Origin of the sequence: Chitinophaga tropicalis (genome assembly GCF_009758205.1) — a bacterium.
Taxonomy (GTDB): domain Bacteria; phylum Bacteroidota; class Bacteroidia; order Chitinophagales; family Chitinophagaceae; genus Chitinophaga; species Chitinophaga tropicalis.
The window spans coordinates 395,680-417,278 of the sequence record NZ_WRXN01000003.1; the positions used below are offsets into that span (position 1 = coordinate 395,680).

A 21,599-nucleotide genomic window follows, 5' to 3' on the forward strand; every position below is an offset into this window, starting at 1 on the left:
AGGTTTAAGGAATAATTAAGATCACCGTCCATCACTATGTTTGAACAGATTGACCAGTTTGTATCCAGGTATATCACACTTAGCCCTGAAGAGCAGGAGCTGTTCCATTCCCTGCTACAGTTCAGAAAGGTAAAGAAAAAAAATTTCCTGCTGAAAGAAGGGGAGGTCTGCGAATTTGAGGCCTACATACTGAAGGGCTGTGTGCGTACCTATTACGAAGATAAACAAGGAACGGAAACTATACTGACTTTTGCTGTGGAAGGATGGTGGGTGGGGGACCTGGATAGTTTTACCGAGCAGAAACCGGCGCGTATGTTCATTGAGACGCTGGAGGATTGTGAACTGCTGACTATCAGTTACCAGGATAAGATCGCTCTTTTTGAGAAGATACCCAAGTTTGAGAAGTTGTTCAGGCATTTGATACAGCGGGCGCTGATCACCTTACAGCAACGATTCTACGCAGCGGTGACGCAGACGGCGGAGGAGAGGTATGTGGCTTTCCTGGAGAAGTATCCGGATGTTGTGCAGCGGGTACCTCAGCATCAGATTGCGAGGTATATAGGGGTGTCTCCTGAGTTTTTGAGTAAGGTGAGGAGTTCGATGTATAGGAAGGGGTAGTTTTTTGGGGAGCGGCTTTTTGGGGGCGGCGGGAATTGCTCGAAAAAATGGTTTTCACCTTTGGTGAAAGCCATTTTTTCGAGGGTGGGCCTGCGCTTTTTGAGGGAGCAGGCCTGCCGCCTGTCGCAGCTTAAATAAATATCAGTTTATTGGCGAGGTTGATCTCGTCCTGGCTGATGGTGTGACCCATGTTATTGTAAATATTCACAGTGATATCTGCACCTGCTTCGCCCAGGACCTTCTCTGTAGCCTTTACCCTTTCTACCGGTACATGCGGGTCAGGATTACTGGTGCCGATGAACACGGGAGTTCCGTCAAATGTTCCTTTATAGTTTTCCTGGTATATCCTGTCACCTATCAGGCCGCCGGTGAAAGCAGCCACACCGCCGTAGCGCGCTGCGTTGCGTGTTACGAATTCCAGTGTGAGGCAGGCGCCCTGGGAAAAGCCCAGGAAATAGATGTTGTTCCTGGAGATACCTCCTGCAATGATCTCGTTTACCGTCTCATTGAGCACATCCAGGGCGGATGACAGCCAGGGTTCATTCTGAGCCGGCGGCGCCATGAATGAATAAGGATACCAGGTATTACCTGTTGCCTGTGGCGCTATGAGCGCATAGTCTTTGACGTTCAGGTAATTAGCCAGGGACAGAATGTCTTCCGCACTGCCGCCCCGGCCGTGTATCATGATCAGCGCTTTCCTGGCGGCTGTTACAGCCTTTCCTGCGCTGACGATCTCTTTGTGATGCATAATTACTCCTCTTCTTTTTGCCTGATCCATATATCGGCATACTGTTCCGGATGCCTTTTGAACTGTGCATGTACATATGCGCAGAGCGGCAGCACTTTGAGCTGGTGTTCACGTGCATATGCCACCATGCCTTCCAGCAGTTTTTTTGCCAGCCCCTGGCCTTCTGCTTTGGGCTCTATTTCTGTGTGATAGGCTGTAAGTACATTATCTACGATGCTTATCACCATTTCTCCCATCTGCTCACCATCGTGCATGATGTAGAATGCGCCGTGGTTTTTGGGATTGAGTCTTAATACTACTTCATCCATGATCTTACAATTGAGGTAAAACTTTTTCAATATCTCCGCGCATGCCTTCGTATTGTTTAGGCAGTTTCAGATGCTGACCCAGTTCAGCCAGTGGTTCATCCACGGTAAAGCCAGGGTTATCTGTAGCCAGTTCAAACAGTACACCGCCTGGTTCCCTGAAATATAAGGAGAAGAAATAATCGCGGTTAATTTTTGGTGTGATATTTAAGCCTTTTTTCAGCACTTTTTCCCTGAATTCCATCAGCACATTGTCATCTGCCACACGGAAAGCCACGTGGTGGTTGGTACCGCCGCCGCCTTTGCCGGCTGCTTCTTTAGGAGACTCTATCAGGTCTACGATGGAGGCATTGGGTACAGCGTCTGTGATAAAACGGTGACGGTTGCCTTCCTGTTCCAGGAATTTATATCCCAGCACTTCTGTGAGGATGTTGGCGGTAGGATTGATACTGCGCAGGTTCAGGACTATGCTGTGAAATCCTTTGGTGGCCTGTGCTGCCTTTACTTCTGCTGTTTCCCATGGAGTGCGGTCGTCTGCATTCTTAGGTACTATCAGGTTCAGTTTAAGTCCGTCGGGATCTTCGAAGGGCAGGTACAGTTCTCCGAACCTTTCAGCTATTTCACCGTGTACGGTATTGGTAGCTGCGAAGCGGTCTTTCCAGAATTCCAGGCTGCCGGCGGGAACGGAATAGCCTATCTCTGTGGCCATGCCGGTACCTGTGGCGCCTCTGCCAATTCCTTCCCAGGGGAAGAAAGTGAGGATGGTGCCGGGTGTGCCGGTTTCATTGCCGAAGTAGAAGTGGTAGGTGCCGGGATCGTCAAAGTTGACGGTCTTTTTTACAAAGCGTACACCCAGTACTTCCGTATAGAAATGGAGGTTCCTTTTGGCATTATCAGCTATCGCGGTGATGTGATGAATGCCCTGTATTCTATTTTCCATGATGTGAGTTTTTTAATTTGTCAGTCAGCGCTTTTATCTGTCCGCCGGCGGCGGACAGACCGGAGCAGTACGTGAGTTTTTTTAATAGTCAAGTGTGCCGAAGAGGCCGTTCTTATAGTCTTCTATGGCCTGTTCCGTCTCTTCTTTTGTGTTCATAACGAAGTTGTCTTTTGCTGCTACCGGTTCGTCTATTGCCTGGCCGGAGAGGAAAAGTACCTGGCTGTCTTCGTTTGCTGTTACAGAGAAGGTGTTGCCTTCCCGGTTAAATACCACCAGGTGGTGTTCAGGCACCGGGGTATCATCTATAGTTACTCCTCCGTGAGCTATATAGAGTAATGTCCAGTAATCTTCTGTTACGGTAAAGTCTGTTCTCTTTCCTTTGGATATCTCGCCTATGGCGCTGATAACCGGGGTATAGGAGATTGTGAGCGGCCCTTTTTTACCGTCAAACTCACCGCTCATCAGGCGCAGGTTAACGCCTTCCTGTTCCAGTATATGTGGCATTTCAGCTTTTGGTATGTACTGGTAGCGGGGATCGTCCCATTTATTTGCTGCCGGCACGTTGATCCAGAGCTGGATGATCTCTATCTGTCCGCCGTCACGGTGTAATTGAGCAGAGGGCCCTTCACTGTGCAGTATTCCTTTGCCGGCAAACATCCATTGCGTATCTCCCGGGTTCAGCAGCTGATCATTCCCTGTGTTGTCTTTATGATGTGCCTGTCCCTGTAACTGGAAGGTAACGGGGGCAAAGCCTCTGTGCGGATGCGGGTGGATACGGTTCTCAGAGCCCGGAGCGATGGCGTCCGGTCCGCCGTGATGCAGCACAATAAACGGGCTGGCAAACCTGAAATCAGCATGCGGCAGTGGTTGTAACACTGTTTGTTCAGGGGTGATATGCTTTTCTTTTCCTGCAAGAATATGCGCGATGTTCTTTTTCATAGTAGCTCAGTTTGAAGGGTTTGGTCTGTTGTCCAGCGCGTACAGGATCTCATTCTTCAGCAGGCCGCTGCCGCCTCCGTAATGCCGTCTGATGATCAGCTGCGGATTGCCTGTCCGGAAGCGGGCGGTCAAGGCAGCTTCTTCTTCAGGAGTAATGCCTGCACAGAGCAGCACTATGTCAAAATGCTCTTTCTCAAATGCAGCAATGGCTGCGTCATCTGTAGTAACGGTTACGCCTGTCCAATTGTTGGGAGCGTTCAGCAGCCTGTTCATCACCACCATGATCTCTTCGTTGCGGCCTATTGCCAGTATATGCAGTTGAGTAGTTTCCATGTTGAATATTGTTTAAACCAGTTCGGCAGAGATGACATCCAGCGGTTTCCTGTTCCTTGGTGTCAGTTCTCTTGTTTTGTAAGGCTCTTCCAGTTTTTCAGCATCGTCTGCATAGCCCAGTGCTATTACTACTACAGGTTCCTCATTGGAGGGGATGGCTGCTTCTTCTGCCAGATGCTGTTTATTGAATCCTCCCATTACGTGAGCATAGATGCCCATGCTTTGTGCCTGGAGCAGTATGAAAGAGGTGGCCAGGCCGGTATCGTACATATAGTAATGGTTCTTCTGTTGTGTGTCAGGCAGTTCCTTTACGCCAACGGCTGCTACCAGCACGGCTGCGTTCTTTGCCCAGGGTTGATTGCCGGGGGCCAGCGCAGCTACTATCTTGTCAAACCCGGGAGTGCCGCGGTAACCGTAAATGAAACGCCAGGGTTGCTGGTTGTTGGCGCTGGGCGCCCATGAACCGGCTTCCAGTATGGTTTGCAGGCTTTCCTGTGATATAGTTTGTGTTGAAAAAGAGCGCGGGCTCCAGCGGTTTTTAATCAGATCAATAACAGGGTGCTGTGTGCTCGCTATTTTTATCGGTGACATGATGTAAAGTTTATATTTTTAAGTAAAGCAAAGTTAATTGTATAGATCACGGTTTTGTTGTCGATTTCATCTTAATCGTAGTAATAATCACCGTATTAATAAAGGTACTTCTATGAGCAGGACCTCAGCATCATCTGTGAGCGGGGTCAGTACTGTTTCAGTGCTTCCTTCCAGTCCGAGGCCATCTCTTTCTTCCAGTTGCACATCGTTTATCCTGAAACTTCCCCTGATCACAAAAATATATAGTCCGTTTCCTTCTTTCTTCAGCTGATAGGTTGTCTGAACGCCTTTGTCAAAGCGGCCCAGGTGGAGCCAGGCGTCCTGGTAGATCCATGTGCCTGCATCTTCCGTGGAGGGAGAGATGATCTGCTGGAGATGGTTCTTTCCGGTTGAGAGTTTTACCTGGTCATACCGGGGGGGAACATTGAGCTTGTTCGGATAGATCCAGATCTGGAGGAAGCTGGCTGGTTCTTCTTTACTGGCATTGTATTCACTGTGGAATACGCCTGTTCCTGTGCTCATTACCTGGATCTCACCGGCTTTTGTGATGACCCTGTTACCCAGGTTGTCTTTATGTTCAAGTGCTCCGGACAGCGGAATACTTATGATCTCCATATTATCATGCGGGTGGCTGTCAAATCCTCTGCCTGCGGCAACGGTATCGTCGTTAAACACCCTCAGTGCGCCGAACTGCATTCTTTCGGGATTGTAGTAGTTCGCGAAACTGAAGGTATGGCTACTGTCAAGCCATCCGTGATCTGCGTGTCCGCGGGTGTTTGCTTTATGTAATATGCTCCGTGCCATGATATGTTATTGTTTATATGTTGCAACAAATATACGGCGGGTGGGGGGATTAATCTGTTAATGTAGGTTAAGAAAAACGGGGGGTGATATCAAACAGGCGATGTGCTTATTTCTGTCATAAAAAAAGGAGAACACCTGTTCTACTTTTACATTACAGGAACGGATTTAAATGGCTGCGCCTGGTACAAATCAGATTGATTATCATTTATTTATATTAAATGATTGAGATATTGAGTGATGAACGCTCCGGTAATAGCAGGGGCAGGGAGGAACTCACCTGCCCCGGTACCGGATTTCTGAAACATAATTCTTCTGTATTTGTATTAGTAGTATACGAAAGAAGCATGGCCTGAATAACGATGAATATTCTCTCATCCCATAAACTTAAACTGCCATGGAAATTTATATAAGTGAAGAAGATATCCTGGGTAACATACAGGATAGGTTCCGGGAAGTATACCCTTACCTGAAACTGGAATTTTTCCTGTATCCGCATCCGGTACAGGGCCCTTCAGATCTGGGGGCGCGGGTATCGCCGGAAACACCGGTGGAGGTGATCCGTATGGTGCACAGCTTTGGCTGGGTAGATGTCAGTGATAACAGGACAGTGGAGGAAGTGGAGACGGATTTTTGCCGGGACCTTGGACTGTATGTACAGGTATTCCGCCGTACCCGGACCGGTTGGCTGGAAACCACCCGGACTGATAATCTTACCCTGGGTGAGCAGAATGCTATGGGTAAGGAAAATGTTGAGACAGAAATGTCAGTAATCCCTGCTGAATAAGTTTCTGGCCGGCCCGCAGGCCAGGAACATCCCGTTAAAAGAATCGCTTCGGCTTTGGCAGGAGCGATTTTTTTTTGAGGATAGATCTGCTCAGGTCCACATTTGAAGTATGGATGATGTATGGATAGTGTATGGATAAAGCATGTTTGAAGCATGTCTTAAGCATGTCTTAAGCATGTTTAGTGTATGTATTGCGGTATCACTTTAGCGCCACAATACTTTCTAAAAGGAAGTATTACTTTTCAAAAGCCTGAGAACGGAACAGGTGTTTAGTCTTCTTTTATATAGCTTTTCAGTTCAGCGTTCACATCGATTTTAGGGTCCTTCAATAAATAGACTGTGGTGCCATATTCAAGGCACCATGGGTTTTGTACCATCCCTATTTTCTGCATGCTGCCAAAGTCCAGTGAGTCTTTGGCTGCTGCGTCCCGTGGATAGTATTCTCTGATCCTTATTTTAGTCCTGATGGGTTTTTCCAGGTCCATCCAATGCATGTAGTCAGCGTTGAATGATGATGCGTGAATATTGCCAAAAGCGGAGTAATAATTAATAGCGCCGGCTTGCCCGTAGTTATCGCATAAAATGAGCAGATGTTCTTTATCAGGCACTATCCGGTAGGCAGAATCGACGATAGTTGCCAGCTCTTTCCAGCCCAGCATATCTGCATAATCCTGCGGTAATTCATGGTCTTTCCCGTCGTTCCATTTCAGCAAACCTGCTTTCCGGAATTTATTGTGATGGGCAATGATCTGTACAGGCGTATATAACGGCATTACCAATGGTAAAAGATATGTAAATGTGCCAGTAATGAAAATCAGCAGTAATGCCCGGAATAGGGGCCGTTGCAATACCTGCGCCAGGTATGTGCTGCCAAAGGCCAGGAGCGGAGGGTACAGGCCCAGTGCATAATATCCTTTGGCATTGAAATAACTGAAGATCAGGATGGTAGCGATGTAGGTAAATAATACCCATTGGTGCTGTCTGAATTGCTTATTGAAGATCAGACCAGTGATACCGGCCAGTAATACAAAGATGCCACATATGAAGAAGAGCAGTTGTTCTACAAAGAAATCCAGCCGGTTTACATGTACCAGTTGTGTTTCCCGGAGCTCTTTCATATGTCTGAATACAGGAAAATGGTGACTGATCTGCCAGATGAGGTTGGGTAATATAATGACAACAGCAAGCAGCAGGGCAAAATAGAAGTGCCTGTCAGCAAATATTTTCCGTTTTGAAGTAATGATCAATGCGGGTAATAATCCCAGGAAGAGGAAAAGGATATTGTATTTGTTCAGGAAGCCCAGTCCGGCCCAGACGGCCATCCAGTAAAGCGTTCCTGGCTTTCCGGTTTTAAAATACCGCAGCAGGAAATAAAATACGGCAGCCCAGGAAAGTACGTCAAAAGAGTTGGGTTGATAGAGGGTGTTCAGTCGCAGGTAAGCAGAGCAAAGGCAGGTTATTGCTACCAGGCATTTTGCAAACAGGTTGCCTTCCAGTAGTTCTACTATCCGCCAGCAAAATAGAATGGCGCCTGCTCCGAATAAAGCGGGAAAGAACCTTACCCAGAATTCGGTATTACCCAGGAATTTTATGATGAGGGAGACAATGGAAGTAAGGGGAGGAACTGATGCATATCCGCCTGCCAGGTGATTAGCCTGGTCAAGATGGAGGAACTCATCCCGGTGCAGCTCATACATGTCGTTTACCAGGGCATAGCTTAATACTATCTTCAGTATAAGGAAGGAGATCAGCAGGATAGTGGCTGTTTTTTCTTGACGTTGTATCATTTAAATTGATTAGTCGGCAGTAAGATAGTATTTTTATAGGCCAAATTTTATTATGAAGAAAAAGACATTCGCCGATCACGTTATTGAGTTTAACAGTCATCTTCACTATACAGGTTCCCTGCCTCCGGGTATCAGGATCATGAACCCTTTCCGGGAACAGCCGCAGGTAATGGATATTATGCAGCAGTTTTACAGGAAGTACTATAACGATCACCACCAGCGGCGAATGATCATGGGGATCAATCCCGGGCGTTTAGGCTCCGGCGCTACCGGTATTCCTTTTACAGATACGAAAAGGCTGACGGAAGTAGTGGGGATCAGTATTGAGGGATTGAAGACGCATGAGCCTTCGTCTGTGTTCGTATACGATGTGATCGGTGCCTATGGCGGAGCTGAGGCGTTTTACAGGGATTTCTATTTTGCGTCTGTTTCTCCGCTGGGATTTACTTCTGTGCAGCCGGATGGTTCGGAGATCAATTACAACTATTATGACAGCAAAACGCTGACCAATGCGGTTTATGATTTTATGGTTAAAAGCATCAGGCAGCAGCTGGAGTTTGGTATAGATACCCGTGTTTGTTATTGTTTTGGTACAGGGAAGAATGCGGCTTTCCTGAAACAGCTGAATGAAAAGGAGCGTTTCTTTGAAACGGTGATACCGCTGGAGCATCCGCGGTTTGTGATGCAATACAGGGCGAAGCGTAAAGAAGAGTTTATCAGTAAATACCTGGAGGCTTTTGCTGCTTATTAGCAGATAAGTGAGCAGGAACGGGGCTGACCTGACTTGATAATGCCATGACAGAAATGGCAACACAGTGTTCATTTATAAATGGAAAGTTTCATGAAATTTAATCATTAGGAAAAAGCTACTTCATTTCTAAAAAAATATCTTTTCTTTGCTTTATGTTGTTCGAAGAATACCTATAGTGAATGAAAACTAGTCAAACGTTTGTTATCTGGATAAGACCTTATATCTGTTGTCTGTTTTTGAGAGTCCCTGAAATGATAACCGTTTTTCCTGTTTGTACCTCGCTACTACATGAATTAATGTTCAACAACTGTTCCCGAAGAACTCATAACGTAACCGTTAATCCGGGACAATACTATATACTTATTTGAGTTCTTCCCAACAACGTGCTCTTATTTATAGAGTATCCTTATACGCTGAACTTTGTTTCTATGAGAAATATATGCGAGAGGGTGCTGCTGGTCGTATTATGCCTGTTAATATGGGTATATACTTCGGTTTTTTCCCCGCGGAATATACAGCAGCCTGTACCTGACAGTTTACCCCATAATTGGTCTGTTCAATCACCTGCCAGCCGGCCGACAGTGAAGAATGCAGTAGTAGATGCTATCAGCAGGGAAGTAGCGAACAGCCCTGTTGCCGGTATTGATTTACTTTCTTTTGAGCGGCTTGTTTTCCGGAGATCTACTACTGCAGCCGATAATTGGGCTGAAGGACTTTTAACCTCAAAAGATTGATGGACTATGCACAGAATGTTAAAGATACTATTGGTTATCGCGGCATTATTGTATGGCATACCATACACAATGGCCTTTAATACTATCGAATCTTACCAGAACCAGTTGCAGGGAAAGATAAAGAAAGGAGATACCCTGATCGTAAAGGATGAGAAGTTCCTGAACAACGCGTTTGACTGGACAAAGATCCACAATAAGACGGTGAACAATATTGTCACGTTTGGCCTCTACAGGGACTCAGGAGCGGTTATTACACAGGCATTCAACTGTGAAGTGACGCTTAAGATAGAATACTGGTCTCAACCTGACCAGGCAGATCCTGTAATTGTAGATAATGTTAAGCTAAAGATCACCTATGATCCTGCAGCCGGAGTTTCATACCAGGATGCGGCTTCTTATAGTTTTATGAATGGCTATAAGATAAAGATCACCGTAAATGACATTGCCAGTGCAGATCTGGGAACATCTTTGCCAGCCGCATTTCGTCTCACAGGGCAGGTTGTTGTGGAACGTTCATATGAGTTTGATGGAGGCGTACAGCTTGCTCCAAATATATTAGAACAAACAGCAAATAAAATAACGCTTTCATGGAATAAGATCACTGGTGCGGAAGAGTATGACCTTGAGTGGACTTTCATTGACGAAGAATCAGATAATGGCCGCCTTCTTGCTCAGCAAGGTTCTTCAGTTACGGAAGCGCAGCTGAAGAAAATGTTCCGTAATAACTCCACCCGGGTAACGGTGCAACAGGAATATTATGACATTTCGCTGGTGCATTTATCGAAGTACCTGTTGGTACGTATGCGCGTTGTCTATTATGATAGTAATGGTTTCCGTACAGAACAACCATGGGATTACCAGTTAGACCAGGGCGGAACAACGGGGCCCGGTGTTATTACACTGACTAATACATGGCATCAGCCGGGAATGAACTGGCAATACAGTGCTACATATGCAGAAGATGGCAAGAAGAAAGAGGTAGTGACTTACTTTGATGGAACCTTGCGTAACAGGCAGGTGGTGACTGTCAATAACTCAGACAATAAAGCCATTACACAGGAAAGTCTATATGATGAATTTGGCCGGCCTGCAATCAGTATACTACCGGCGCCTTTGGAGGCTTCTTCACTTACTTATTATGGCGGGTTGCATTTGAAAGCCAATGGCCAGCTGTACACATATGCAGATGCTTATGGCACAGGTACTGACTGCATTAATAAACCTTCACTATTAGCTACTACGGCAGGTGCATCAAAATACTATTCCCCGGCAAATACATTTTTAACTGATGAGACAAAACCTCACAACAAATATATACCAGATGCAGAAGGTTACCCCTTCAGCGTAACACGGTATACACCGGATAATACCGGTCGTGTCCTGGTACAGGGCGGTGTTGGTTCCTTGTTTCAGCCCGGCACTGATTCCAGCAAAGCTACCCGTTATTTCTATGGTAAGCCTACCCAGAGAGAGCTGGACCGGATGTTTGGAAATGATGTAGGATATGCTAACCATTATCTTAAGAATATGGTGGTAGATGGTAATGGGCAGATCAGTATCAGTTACCAGAATGCCTCCGGCAAAACCATTGCTACAGCGCTGGCAGGTGCATCGCCGGCTAACGTAGATAGCTTATCTTCCAAACCGGCAGCTGAAATCCAGGCGTTAGATTTACTTACGGCAAGAGATTATACCTTCGATGCTGCAAAGCTGAAGCTCACGGCAACGGCTACTTACCTGGCGGAAACAACCGGCCCTGCCATATTATCATTTAACGTAAGCAAGCTGATAAAGACATACACAGAAAATAACGTTACTATCTGCAGCAATTGTGTTTATCAGCTGAAGTATACCATTACAGACAACTGTAACAACCGGCTTAAAGATGATGCACCTGTTTCTATAGGTAGTGCCACCAGCAATTGCGGAGATAACGGGTATACACCTGTTACGGCAAACGTTACGTTTTCCCAGATTGGGGAGTATCACATTTATGTTGAGCTTGGACTGACGGAGGAAGCGATCAGGAATTATACCAACGATTTCGTTCAGCGCAATACCAATCTGAAAACAGAATGGCGTTTTGTGCTGGATGAATTATATGGTAAAGACTTTACCGCCTGTTTTGATGAATGTACTACCTGCCAGGATGCCTTGGGCACCAAAGCAAATTTCACCGCCCGTTTTAAAGAGCGGCTGGCAACAAGAGGAGTGGATGTAGTTACCAATAATACGTCGATCACTGCTTTTGCTGACTCCCTCTATGATCATGCGGCTGCTAACTGCGCCCAGCTCAGGGCTTCCTGCCTCGGTTCTCCCTGTGCAGATCTCGAAAATGCTTTAAAGGCGGATGTTAGTCCGGGGGGGCAGTATGCTTTATTCGACGGTGACTCTGCCCTTGAGAAAAGCATAAACGTATTGTATCTGAACTGGCGGAATGTATTTCCGGTAAAGCAGGTTTCTGATCCGGAGTATACTGCTGCGCAGTTTATAGATCATGAAGGCATTAAAAGATCTCCATATGATGCAGATTTTACTATTACCGATCTCGTAAAATACTGGCAGAAGGAATGGGCGGATAGTTTTGTAAAATATCATCCGGAGTATTGTGCATTGCAGTTCTGTCAAGGCAACAGCGCCTATCTTGGCTGGGACCAGCGGCTTAGTCAGGTGGCACAGACTGTCAGTGAAATACCGGCAGCTAGTGGAGGCGCAGTTTATTCCAGGACTACTTTAGCCTGGCTGGCGGATAAGGACCCGTTCTTTAGTAATTCCGGTGCAGCTTATAAATCAGCATTCCTGTCAGACCTGGGTAATTATACCCGTCAGTTCCTGGGTATTACCGGCGACAGTCTTCCTGCCAAAAGCCTTTCCGGCTACGTGGATTATATGTTGTATTGCAATGATAAAACTGCTACGACAAACAGTACAAACAGAACGGCTGCAAATGCAAGTAACTGGAATAGTTGTAACCCGGTGGCAGCATGCCGTATCCCGGATAAGGAATGGCAATTGTACAGGGATAAGTACCTGGAGCTGAAAGAGAAGTATTATCAGCAGTTGCGTGCCGCCAACTATTGTAATAACGCCTGTGTGGCAGGCGATACTCTTTCTTATACTCCCGCTAACTGCCCTGCGCGTACTTCTTTCTACATCCGGCCGGGAGATAGTACTTGCTCCGCTTCAGGTGCACAACCGGTGCAAATTGTATATGCCGGCTCCGGGGTAGAAAAGAAAGTAACGCTGCAGTTATATTATCCGGATGAATATCTCTCATTGGGCGCGCCCATGCAGGTAACATTTCTGCCCGGACAACAGAAAGCCAATATTTGTGTTCCTGCCGGAATCGATATTAATGCAATAGGCATTGCATGGAGTAGCTGTGAATATACCAGCACAGAACCCAATTACTCATGTAGCTCGCTTAATAGAGGCTCATTTGGAATTGAGCTGGCAGGTGTTACAGGCACTACTTATAACTATAGACTGGTGTACCAGGTCACAGGAGAGCCAATTCCTGCGGGAGTTAATATCTACGTGGATATCAAATACGTATATAGTAATACTCCCGGCGCCCCGACTACACCAGTAAGTTTTATTTTCAACAGCACCACGCTCAGTAATTCATTCTCAGCAAGTGCACAGATCCATGACTGGGATATCGACCCTCAGGGTATAAATGGAGGTATCCGTTGTACGGGAATAACCAGTAATGAAACGGTAGTTGCTCCGGAAATCAATGTACGGCCAGGCTGTGATATTGCCTATCGTTACAAGCAGTCCCGTACCGGGAATATTTCTTATTCAATGCCTGCTGTATCTACTGATACTGTAGTATTAAAAAATATGTCAGATACTCAGTTGGCTACGGAAGTTGCTGCCAACTGTACTGCACAGGCAGACAACTGGATAGCACAGCTGGAGCCTTGCATTAATGGTAATGCAACCATCAGAAATCAACTGAGAACCAAACTGATCGAATTATGTAAACTGGGTGGTGATCTGAACCATCCTAACGGTTCCAGTACCGCCGCTCCAGGCAAAATGACCGCTGATGGTGACACTTCATTCCGTCAGGTCATCAAACGGGTATTAGGTATCAGCCAGTTCACCATGACCTGCAATCCCTGGTTGCTGGATGCACCCTATGAGTACAGGAAACCGGCGCTTTCAGCATCCGTGTTCATCTCTTCTACTAACGCAGCTATATGCAATATCCTGACACGTGAGCGTAATGCAATGCCACAGGGAGTTACATTCTATAATTACCTGAAAGGCAGGTATAAGGATGCTATGACGCTATCCGAAGCAGAACTAACTATGCTGGAAAGTGGTTGTGGAAATTGCCGTTATTTGTTGGCGAAAGAGATACAGTTACCCTCTTTCCTGCAACAGGGCGGTGACGGATGTGTTACTCCCGCTATGTTCCAGCAGGGCGTAACTGCTTTGCAGCAGGAGATGGGTGGCAATCTTAATACTATAGATGCCAATTATGAAACAGTATTCAAAACTTACCTGAACCATCGCTGGGGCTTTACACTTGCTTATGACGATTACGCAACGTTCAATGACACCATTACAAAGAACCCGTCGGCATCGCTGATGTTATGTAACCGTCCTGCCTTCTCTGCTGTAAAGCAGGACCCATATGGTTGTATGCTGGAAGTAGTAGATGATGCTGTTGCTTCCGGCCATGTACTGTATAATGAGTATATAGAAGAGGTGAGAAAGAATTTCCGGAAAGATTACATTGCTTATTGTTCTGCCAATAAGCCCTCAGCTACACTGACAGTACCTTATCAGAAATATCATTATACGCTGTATTATTATGATCAGGCGGGCAACCTGACAAGAACAGTTCCTCCGGAGGGCGTCCATCTGCTGGATACCAGCTGGCTGCCGCAGGTAGGCCTGGCGCGTGATGAGGCGAATGCTTCCTGTACATATACAGGTCCTGCAAATAATACATCAAAAGATACCGCCTTTAAATACATTACAGCTGCCTTGAATCCACCGGGTAAGAGTACGCTGGAGATGTGGATCAATAATGCTGATCCTAATAAGACTGCCAGCCAGGTACTGGCTACTACAGCTAACAGGAAATACCTGCTGAATGTATGCCTGTCCCGCCATTATGTAAATATTGATATCTATTCCCTGGTACCAACAGCCGATGGTAAAGGTGTAGAGGCAGATACCAGCTGGCATACAACAGCTGATATGCAGTCTGTGTTGCCGTTAAAGCAATGGACGCATGTAGCTATCTTAAAGAATGGTGTGAGCAGGGATAATATGGCTGTTTATGTAAATGGCGTTTTACTGCCATTGTCATCAGTCTTTGCATCCGGTGGTTGCGGATGGGATATTTCTGCAATGTCCGGCAGCCCGGTATATCCTGAGAACCTCAGCTACCTGAAGCAGTTACGTATTTACAACAGGCTGCTGACGGGAGATGAGATCGCTGCAAATGCTGATGAGATCTGTATGTCGATCAGTCCTGTGTATGCAACTGGTCTGCAAAGCTCCTTAGAGCATTGGGGCCGTTTCAATACGCCTGTTCCGGATGGCAGCGGTTCAACCGCTGAAACCACTGTGGTGCCGGTTTATCCAGAACATGGCCTGGCTACATCTTATGCTTACCAGTCGCTGAATGGCATAACTGTTCAGAATACGCCGGATGCAGGTAAGAGCCGTTTCTGGTATGACAGGTTAGGCAGGATGGTCACTTCGCAGAATGCGGAGCAACTGGCGCCTTATTATGCAGGATTTGTGTCTAACAGGTACAGTTATACCAGGTATGATGAGCAGGGACGTATTACAGAGGTGGGAGAGAAGACCGGGGCAACATCTCCGGCTACAGTACCGTTCCTTTCTTCTACAGAGGTGAACAGCTTCCTGGCAGGGGGTACAAATGCGCAGATCACCCGTACTTACTATGATGCACCGTTTACGGGCACTACCTCGAAGATCCCATTAGCACAGGAGAATCTCCGTAAGCGTGTATCTGCGGTGATATATCGGGAAGCGGCTACAGATAGCCTTCAGCAGGCAACCTACTATAGTTATGACCAGTTAGGCAATGTGAAAACATTATGGCAGCAGATACAGTCACTGGACATAAAGCAGGTAGATTATCAATATGACCTGGTGAGTGGTAAGGTAAATAAAGTCCGTTATCAACCCAACCAGACAGATAAATTCTTCTATGGTTATCAGTATGATGCAGAGAACCGTCTTATAAAGGCTGTCAGTGGTGTCAATGCCCTGTCCTCAGATGGTTGGGAGATAGAAAACCCTCAAACGGATGCGGCGTATCAATACTATCTCCACGGTCCGCTGGCAAGAACAGAACTGGGTAATACTCAATTAGTACAGGGTCTGGACTATGCCTATACACTGCAAGGCTGGCTGAAAGGTGTTAACGGCAACTACCTGCTTCCTGGAAATGATATTGGTAAAGATGGTCTGACGGGTTCTTCCCGTGCCGCCATCGCCCGGGATGCTTACGGCTATACGCTGGACTATTACAAGGGAGACTATAAACCCATTGCCAGCGGTGTTAATGCCTTTACCCTGTCCTGGACTTCAGGTCAGAGTACAGAACCCGGACGAGACTTGTACAATGGCAATATCAGCCGTAGTACCCTGGCTGTCAAACGCCTTAAAGAAGATAGCCCTGTTGGCTACACATATCGCTACGACCAGTTGAACCGAATGAAGGGCATGCGCCAGCATCCGTTGACGGTAGGAGCCACTGGCTGGAATGCTACTACGGCAGGTACTGCTTATAAAGAAGACGTCACCTACGATGGTAACGGTAATATCCTGACCTACCTCCGTAACGGCAGTGGTATCAACGGCAAGCAAACGGCTATGGACCAGCTGACCTATGGCTATCAGAAGGATGCTTCCGGAAATCTGTTAAATAACAAGCTGTTACAGGTAAAAGACAATATCTCTTCAGAAGAATATGTATCAGATCTTCATAATCAGGCAGATAACAATTATATTTACGATAAGATTGGTAATCTTGCAGAAGATAAGCAGGCCAATATCACCCGTATCCAGTGGACTGTATATGGTAAGATCAAACTGATCCAGTTCTCCAATGGAAGTAGCATTGAATACCGTTATGACCCTTCCGGTAACCGTGTTTACAAGCAGCATAACCATGATGGTATCAATGACCGCACCTGGTATGTCAGAGATGCACAAGGCAACGTGCTGACTGTATACGGGAACAAGAGCGGCGGCAGCCAGTTGTACTGGAAAGAACAACATCTCTACGGTTCCAGCCGTCTGGGCATCTGGAATGCAGACCTGTTAAGCACATCTTCAGCAGCAACCATCAGCAGCCGTTGGTTACAGAAAGGTAATAAGCAGTTTGAACTGAGTAACCACCTGGGAAATGTACTTGCTGTTATTACAGATAAGGCGAAGGATTCTGTGATAGGTGGTGTTGTAGATCATTATGAGGCGGAAATGTTCCTTGCTCAGGATTATTATCCGTTTGGAATGTTGCAGCCGGATAGGCAATGGAGATTGGCAAATTATCGTTATGGATTCAACAATAAGGAAAATGATACAGAGGTTAAGGGTAATGGGAACCAGCAGGACTATGGAATGAGGGTGTATGATCCGAGGTTAGGAAAGTTCCAGAGCATAGATCCATTGACAAAATCATATCCAGAATTAACGCCGTATCAGTTTGCAAACAATACACCTATTCAGGCAATAGACTTAGATGGTGGAGAGAATAAATACTATCTAATATCAATAAGTCAAAAAACTGGCAAAGCCCAGTTTGCTTTGATTAAGGAAGAAGACACGTGGTTTGGAGAAAACCCATATTGGATTTACAAAGGGAAAGAATACTATTTTGGTAGTGAACAACCTAAGTGGCTGAAAAAATTCAGTGGATTTTCACAAACAGCAGCTATTGTTGACGAATTAAGAGGAAAGAATGAACAAAGTCTTGATCAGTACTTTGCAGGGGTCCCTACAAGGCAGGAGGTACACGCAAGAAATCAAGCAGAAGCAGCTAAGCAGCGCGAGCAAATCATTACAGATGGATTTGTAACTGCCTGGGCAGTCAGACGAGCGGGATTAGTATCATCTAGTGATAAACAGGTTCCACCATCTTATAAGGTTGATTTGATGGGCGGGGAAAAATCGAGATATGGAAAAGAATGGATTAATTATGATATTAATGCTAAAGAAGGAGTTAAAGCAACTGTCAAGGATTTTCGCTTATATTTTGGGCCTAGTTCTGTTAAACAAATGATCGTTGATAATCCGAGGGCATCGTTCTTAGAAGACGTTACACCATCAATAATGAAAGGTGGCACCTTAATAATTCGGGGAGGGATGTCTAATAGTCATTTCAATATTATTTTTAATGAAAAGGCAGCAGGGATGAAGGCATTTGAGATTATAAAAAAGACTGAAAATGTTCCTAACATTGGATATAAACAAACAGATGGAATTAAGCCAGTTGCAGGACAAATCAATGAAATTATTTTACAGAAAAAATAGTACTATGAATACTTTTAATGTGATACCAAGTGAGATTGATTCCTTTGAAGCTCAGTATAAAAATGTGATTTTTCGAAATAATAATCTTATTATTCCATATATAAATATTGGAGTGCCTGGGCATTATTTTGACAAGAAGGATGACACAATGTTTTTTTTTGATTATTGTTATATAGTACTAATTAACGTATCGTTTTTAAGTGTATTTATCGAAAAGTTTAAAACGTTAATAGTACTTGATTCTGATTTGAATTCTGAGAAATATCATTTCGGAGGCAATTATTTGGATATAGAGACAAAAATATTTAATGACATGGCGGTAAGTTGTGAACATGGTTATTTGCAAACACTAGAATTTACTAAATATTGGGAGTCATCTCTGTTATTCACTAATTTGGAAGAAGCAAAATTGTCTACTAAGCTGATTTCTGAATTTCTTGAACATAAGTTTATGCCAGATGATATTAAAAAGCTAATTCTTTAAATGTGTCACAAAAAAATAAAGAGCCTATTTACGTGCCCGTTAGTGTGCCTGTTTCGCACACTTTTAACAGTTTCTGCCTGTCGAAGCAAATATAATATTTTGCCTAATAGAATTAAAAAAGTCTTTCGAATCTTCCGCTTGCTTATTATGATCGTAAATTGTAGGTAGTTAATGACACATCGGTAAACGTTACAGATGTTAATGAACCTAAACTATTCCTTCAAAGTTGGTAATGCTGATTCTCCCTTTTGAGTTTTTGATTTCTCATATATAAAAACGAAACCAGAGACCATTAGCCAATAAGACTTTCAAGGCTTTTTCTCTAAGTGAACGTATCGTACATGAGTCGAACCAATTGGACAAGGGTTTAGATTTGCTGGCACGAATGCTTTAATTTATATTTACCCCGTTGTTCCCGGTTTTCTGCATAGCCGCAGGAATCCGGGTTTTATTTTTGCTTGTGATCATAAATCAAAACATTTTCTTCAATGAAACTGCAGCAACAGGAGTATAACAAGCTGATTCAAGGCATTGGGCAATTATTGATAGCTGGCCGGGAAAGAGCTGCCCAGGAGGTAAATAGTATCTTGGTTCAAACCTATTGGGAAATAGGAAGGTATATAGTGGAGTTTGAGCAGCGTGGTAAGGAAAAGGCTGAATACGGAAGCCAGCTATTTGATCGGCTTTCAACAGACCTGACCCAAGCCTACGGAAAAGGCTTTGGGAGATCTAACTTGTTCTATATGAGGAAATTATATCTTTCCTTTCAAAACAGTGGGACATTGTCCCACAAATTGACCTGGAGCCATTATTATGAGATTTTAAAAGCTGATTCTGATCTTGAAATCAGCTTTTATACTAAGCAGTCTGAGAAAGAGAAATGGAGCGTGAGGGAATTGAAACGGCAAATGAAAAGTATGCTATTTCATAGGCTGGCGTTAAGTACCGATAAGGAGGGGGTATTGAAACTTGCAACTGAAGGCCATGAGGTGCAGCAGCCAGAAGATTTATTGAAGGACCCTTTTGTTTTGGAATTCCTGAATATACCTGAAAAATATCAATATTTGGAAGGCGAATTGGAGGAAAGGCTAATCAGCAACCTCCAACAATTTTTGTTGGAACTGGGAAAGGGATTCGCTTTTATCGCTCGGCAGTATCGAATGAGCATTGGCGGAAAACATTTCCGGTTGGACTTATTGTTTTATCACAGGATATTGAAGTGTTTTGTCCTGATAGATTTAAAACGGGGTGAGCTAGATCACAGTGACATCGGACAAATGAATTTGTATCTTAACTATTTCAAGAAAGAGGAAGCTACTGAAGGAGACAACGAACCGGTTGGGATTTTACTAGGAGCTTATAAGGATCATATATTGGTTGAATATGCTACCAGTAGCATAACGAATAAAGTGTTGCTGGCTAAATATCAGCTATATCTACCGAACAAGGCACAACTTGAAAATGCTCTAAACAAATTGTTAGACATTTAAACCTGCAGTGATTCATAGGCAAAACTGGTTTTTAATGATATTCTTACCGAACCATGCCATTTCGAAGTAAGGTCCCGGTAGACAACACCTATGTTATGATTTAGGAGAGACTTACAAATCAGATCAAAGATATTCGTCAAAAAGAATCTGTCCCAATACTAAAAGAGTTACATCCCTGGATGCTGCAGCAATATCAGCGGCTACTTCCCTCATCACCTATATCCCTGGCGATACTATTACTTTTGAAGCTCGTGGAAAACACTTATCTACAACACGATTCAAGCTGCCTGCCATATCCACTGTCACTTCTTTTACCTCTATGCGCAAGCATCCCTGTTATTCACTAATTTGGAAGAAGCAAAATTGTCTACTAAGCTGATTTCTGAATTTCTTGAACATAAGTTTATGCCAGATGATATTAAAAAGCTAATTCTTTAATTCCAGAATATCAGCAGAGGTATAATGTATATGCACCCAAGTCTACAAATCCTAATATCATTGTTTCTCAAATATCTAAGAAGAATACTGAAAAGAATTGGAGATGTATTGATGAAATCTAATGATATTAAAATACAAAATGAGAAGTCGAAATAGCTTATGAAATAAAATTCAGGCTAATCCATCAATAATAAGTCCAGGTAAAGTAGTTTCTATAGTGAATCCAGAATAAGTGAAATTCTTAATACTTCTAGACAGAGCTCCTAAGTTTATTATATTAAATAAAGCCAAGTTTATCGCCTGGACATCGATGTGCTTATTATTGATCCCAAGGAACAGATTATCTATAGTCTATCAGTATTATCTCCATGGTCCGCGGGCAAGAATAGAATTGGGTAATGCTCAGTTAGTGTATGGTCTTGACTATTCTTATACGTTGCAAGGCTGGCTGAAGGGTGTTAACGGAAACTACCTCTTCCGGGCAATGACATTGGTAAAGATGGTCTGACAGGTTTATTTGAAAAAGTAGAGGTCGGCTTTTGGGGCAATCCCTGGGAGATTTGGCCTACGGCCGGCTAAAAAAGCTGAGATATTACCTGCTAGCGTATCACTTTATATCTTACCCAGATGATATTACCTTCCAGCAGTTCGTAATGTACGAGTGAAAGCTGGCTGGGAGGAATGCTGCCGTCTTCTTTATTTGTATCCAGCAGGGTAGGGCCATTGGTGCCATCTGCTACCGGGAAAACAAGGATACTGTATTCATCTATCAGCCCGGCGGCATGGAAAGAACCGTTAATACCACCACCACCTTCCAGCAGCACTTTTTTGATGTTAAAATGTTGCCCCAGTTTATCCAGCACCAATGCAAAGTCCAGCTCATCTTTACCGCCAAATATATAGGATACGCCTTTTTCCTGCAGGTAGGCAAGGTAAGCGTCCGGCACTGATTCAGCCAGTACGATAATGATATGATCGTTGTCAATATATGCTTTCTCCCATCCCAGTTTTCCGGCGGGATCGATAGTAATGGAGTAGGACGGGGCGGTATTGTCGGCAATATGATCTTCCCTGTTTATGGCAGGGCCTGTATATGTCAGTTCCGGCAGTTCAACGGCATAATGCTGCTGCATGGTGACCCGGCCACACATCCAGGCGTCTGCCTTTTCCTGTTTGCCGGTCTTTTCGTAATATTCAACCCCTTTGAGCTGGCCCCAGTGCTGCGTTTTTATTCTTCCGTCAATGGAAGAGAGCATATGACAAATGATGTACGGTTTCATGATAACAAAGCAACTAACTTTCTGTGAATAATGGTTTA

At 44.6% G+C, this 21,599-nt stretch carries 17 protein-coding genes; 8 read left to right on the plus strand and 9 right to left on the minus strand.

The window, feature by feature from the left end; translation table 11 throughout:
* Positions 1 to 36 precede the first annotated feature (36 nt).
* Positions 37 to 618, plus strand: coding sequence for a Crp/Fnr family transcriptional regulator (locus GO493_RS09640; protein WP_157305940.1), 582 nt, complete (start codon positions 37 to 39; stop codon positions 616 to 618).
* Positions 619 to 748: 130 nt separating this feature from the next.
* On the opposite strand, the gene GO493_RS09645 is transcribed toward GO493_RS09640, so the two are convergent.
* The 7 genes from GO493_RS09645 to GO493_RS09675 form a co-directional block, all read right to left on the minus strand.
* Positions 749 to 1,366, minus strand: coding sequence for an alpha/beta hydrolase (locus GO493_RS09645; RefSeq protein WP_157305941.1), 618 nt, complete (start codon positions 1,364 to 1,366; stop codon positions 749 to 751).
* A gap of 2 nt (positions 1,367 to 1,368) precedes the next feature.
* Positions 1,369 to 1,674 carry a GNAT family N-acetyltransferase gene (locus GO493_RS09650; RefSeq protein ID WP_157305942.1) on the minus strand — a complete coding sequence of 102 codons (306 nt, stop codon included), beginning with the start codon at positions 1,672 to 1,674 and terminating at the stop codon, positions 1,369 to 1,371.
* Positions 1,675 to 1,678: 4 nt separating this feature from the next.
* Positions 1,679 to 2,611 carry a ring-cleaving dioxygenase gene (locus GO493_RS09655; protein WP_157305943.1) on the minus strand — a complete coding sequence of 311 codons (933 nt, stop codon included), beginning with the start codon at positions 2,609 to 2,611 and terminating at the stop codon, positions 1,679 to 1,681.
* 81 nt (positions 2,612 to 2,692) lie between these two features.
* Complete coding sequence (locus tag GO493_RS09660; RefSeq protein ID WP_157305944.1) at positions 2,693 to 3,550, minus strand: pirin family protein; 858 nt, start codon at positions 3,548 to 3,550, stop codon at positions 2,693 to 2,695.
* Between the two features lie 6 nt (positions 3,551 to 3,556).
* Positions 3,557 to 3,883 carry a hypothetical protein gene (locus GO493_RS09665; RefSeq protein ID WP_157305945.1) on the minus strand — a complete coding sequence of 109 codons (327 nt, stop codon included), beginning with the start codon at positions 3,881 to 3,883 and terminating at the stop codon, positions 3,557 to 3,559.
* A 12-nt stretch (positions 3,884 to 3,895) separates the two neighbouring features.
* Complete coding sequence (locus GO493_RS09670) at positions 3,896 to 4,474, minus strand: nitroreductase family protein (protein WP_157305946.1); 579 nt, start codon at positions 4,472 to 4,474, stop codon at positions 3,896 to 3,898.
* Between the two features lie 87 nt (positions 4,475 to 4,561).
* Positions 4,562 to 5,278 (minus strand): pirin family protein, encoded by a 717-nt coding sequence (locus tag GO493_RS09675; RefSeq protein WP_157305947.1) that lies wholly within the window; start codon positions 5,276 to 5,278, stop codon positions 4,562 to 4,564.
* A gap of 218 nt (positions 5,279 to 5,496) precedes the next feature.
* Between GO493_RS09675 and GO493_RS31225 the strand changes: the two genes are divergently transcribed.
* Both GO493_RS31225 and GO493_RS09680 read left to right on the plus strand, forming a co-directional pair.
* Entirely contained in the window at positions 5,497 to 5,631 is a 135-nt protein-coding gene (locus GO493_RS31225) for a hypothetical protein (RefSeq protein ID WP_262885957.1), read from the plus strand.
* A gap of 41 nt (positions 5,632 to 5,672) precedes the next feature.
* On the plus strand, positions 5,673 to 6,062 hold the full coding sequence (locus GO493_RS09680; protein ID WP_157305948.1) for a hypothetical protein: 390 nt from the start codon (positions 5,673 to 5,675) through the stop codon (positions 6,060 to 6,062).
* A 269-nt stretch (positions 6,063 to 6,331) separates the two neighbouring features.
* Here the strand turns inward: GO493_RS09680 and GO493_RS09685 are convergent, their stop codons facing one another.
* Positions 6,332 to 7,849, minus strand: a complete 1,518-nt coding sequence (locus GO493_RS09685) for an ArnT family glycosyltransferase (protein ID WP_157305949.1) — start codon at positions 7,847 to 7,849, stop codon at positions 6,332 to 6,334.
* A gap of 52 nt (positions 7,850 to 7,901) precedes the next feature.
* Here GO493_RS09685 and GO493_RS09690 point away from each other — a divergent pair, with 52 nt between their 5' ends.
* The 5 genes from GO493_RS09690 (at position 7,902) to GO493_RS09710 (ending at position 19,843) form a co-directional block, all read left to right on the plus strand.
* The gene (locus GO493_RS09690; protein ID WP_157305950.1) at positions 7,902 to 8,600 is read left to right on the plus strand and encodes an SMUG2 DNA glycosylase family protein; all 699 of its coding nucleotides are present in this window, start codon (positions 7,902 to 7,904) and stop codon (positions 8,598 to 8,600) included.
* A 428-nt stretch (positions 8,601 to 9,028) separates the two neighbouring features.
* Positions 9,029 to 9,334, plus strand: a complete 306-nt coding sequence (locus GO493_RS09695) for a hypothetical protein (protein WP_157305951.1) — start codon at positions 9,029 to 9,031, stop codon at positions 9,332 to 9,334.
* 6 nt (positions 9,335 to 9,340) lie between these two features.
* Positions 9,341 to 17,869: an RHS repeat-associated core domain-containing protein gene (locus tag GO493_RS09700; protein WP_157305952.1), complete on the plus strand. Its 8,529-nt coding sequence runs from the start codon at positions 9,341 to 9,343 to the stop codon at positions 17,867 to 17,869.
* Positions 17,870 to 17,873: 4 nt separating this feature from the next.
* Positions 17,874 to 18,353, plus strand: coding sequence for a hypothetical protein (locus GO493_RS09705; RefSeq protein ID WP_157305953.1), 480 nt, complete (start codon positions 17,874 to 17,876; stop codon positions 18,351 to 18,353).
* Positions 18,354 to 18,841: 488 nt separating this feature from the next.
* Positions 18,842 to 19,843, plus strand: coding sequence for a PDDEXK nuclease domain-containing protein (locus GO493_RS09710; RefSeq protein WP_157305954.1), 1,002 nt, complete (start codon positions 18,842 to 18,844; stop codon positions 19,841 to 19,843).
* 1,037 nt (positions 19,844 to 20,880) lie between these two features.
* Here GO493_RS09710 and GO493_RS09715 read toward each other — a convergent pair.
* Entirely contained in the window at positions 20,881 to 21,561 is a 681-nt protein-coding gene (locus GO493_RS09715) for a dihydrofolate reductase family protein (RefSeq protein WP_157305955.1), read from the minus strand.
* Positions 21,562 to 21,599 lie beyond the last annotated feature (38 nt).

Excerpts from the sequence above, each read along its gene's own strand:
- GO493_RS09640 (WP_157305940.1), top strand. The coding sequence starts at position 37 with ATGTTTGAACAGATTGACCAGTTTGTATCCAGGTATATCACACTTAGC.
- GO493_RS09645 (WP_157305941.1), bottom strand. The coding sequence starts at position 1,366 with ATGCATCACAAAGAGATCGTCAGCGCAGGAAAGGCTGTAACAGCCGCC.
- GO493_RS09650 (WP_157305942.1), bottom strand. The coding sequence starts at position 1,674 with ATGGATGAAGTAGTATTAAGACTCAATCCCAAAAACCACGGCGCATTC.
- GO493_RS09655 (WP_157305943.1), bottom strand. The coding sequence starts at position 2,611 with ATGGAAAATAGAATACAGGGCATTCATCACATCACCGCGATAGCTGAT.
- GO493_RS09660 (WP_157305944.1), bottom strand. The coding sequence starts at position 3,550 with ATGAAAAAGAACATCGCGCATATTCTTGCAGGAAAAGAAAAGCATATC.
- GO493_RS09665 (WP_157305945.1), bottom strand. The coding sequence starts at position 3,883 with ATGGAAACTACTCAACTGCATATACTGGCAATAGGCCGCAACGAAGAG.
- GO493_RS09670 (WP_157305946.1), bottom strand. The coding sequence starts at position 4,474 with ATGTCACCGATAAAAATAGCGAGCACACAGCACCCTGTTATTGATCTG.
- GO493_RS09675 (WP_157305947.1), bottom strand. The coding sequence starts at position 5,278 with ATGGCACGGAGCATATTACATAAAGCAAACACCCGCGGACACGCAGAT.
- GO493_RS31225 (WP_262885957.1), top strand. The coding sequence starts at position 5,497 with ATGATTGAGATATTGAGTGATGAACGCTCCGGTAATAGCAGGGGCAGG.
- GO493_RS09680 (WP_157305948.1), top strand. The coding sequence starts at position 5,673 with ATGGAAATTTATATAAGTGAAGAAGATATCCTGGGTAACATACAGGAT.
- GO493_RS09685 (WP_157305949.1), bottom strand. The coding sequence starts at position 7,849 with ATGATACAACGTCAAGAAAAAACAGCCACTATCCTGCTGATCTCCTTC.
- GO493_RS09690 (WP_157305950.1), top strand. The coding sequence starts at position 7,902 with ATGAAGAAAAAGACATTCGCCGATCACGTTATTGAGTTTAACAGTCAT.
- GO493_RS09695 (WP_157305951.1), top strand. The coding sequence starts at position 9,029 with ATGAGAAATATATGCGAGAGGGTGCTGCTGGTCGTATTATGCCTGTTA.
- GO493_RS09700 (WP_157305952.1), top strand. The coding sequence starts at position 9,341 with ATGCACAGAATGTTAAAGATACTATTGGTTATCGCGGCATTATTGTAT.
- GO493_RS09705 (WP_157305953.1), top strand. The coding sequence starts at position 17,874 with ATGAATACTTTTAATGTGATACCAAGTGAGATTGATTCCTTTGAAGCT.
- GO493_RS09710 (WP_157305954.1), top strand. The coding sequence starts at position 18,842 with ATGAAACTGCAGCAACAGGAGTATAACAAGCTGATTCAAGGCATTGGG.
- GO493_RS09715 (WP_157305955.1), bottom strand. The coding sequence starts at position 21,561 with ATGAAACCGTACATCATTTGTCATATGCTCTCTTCCATTGACGGAAGA.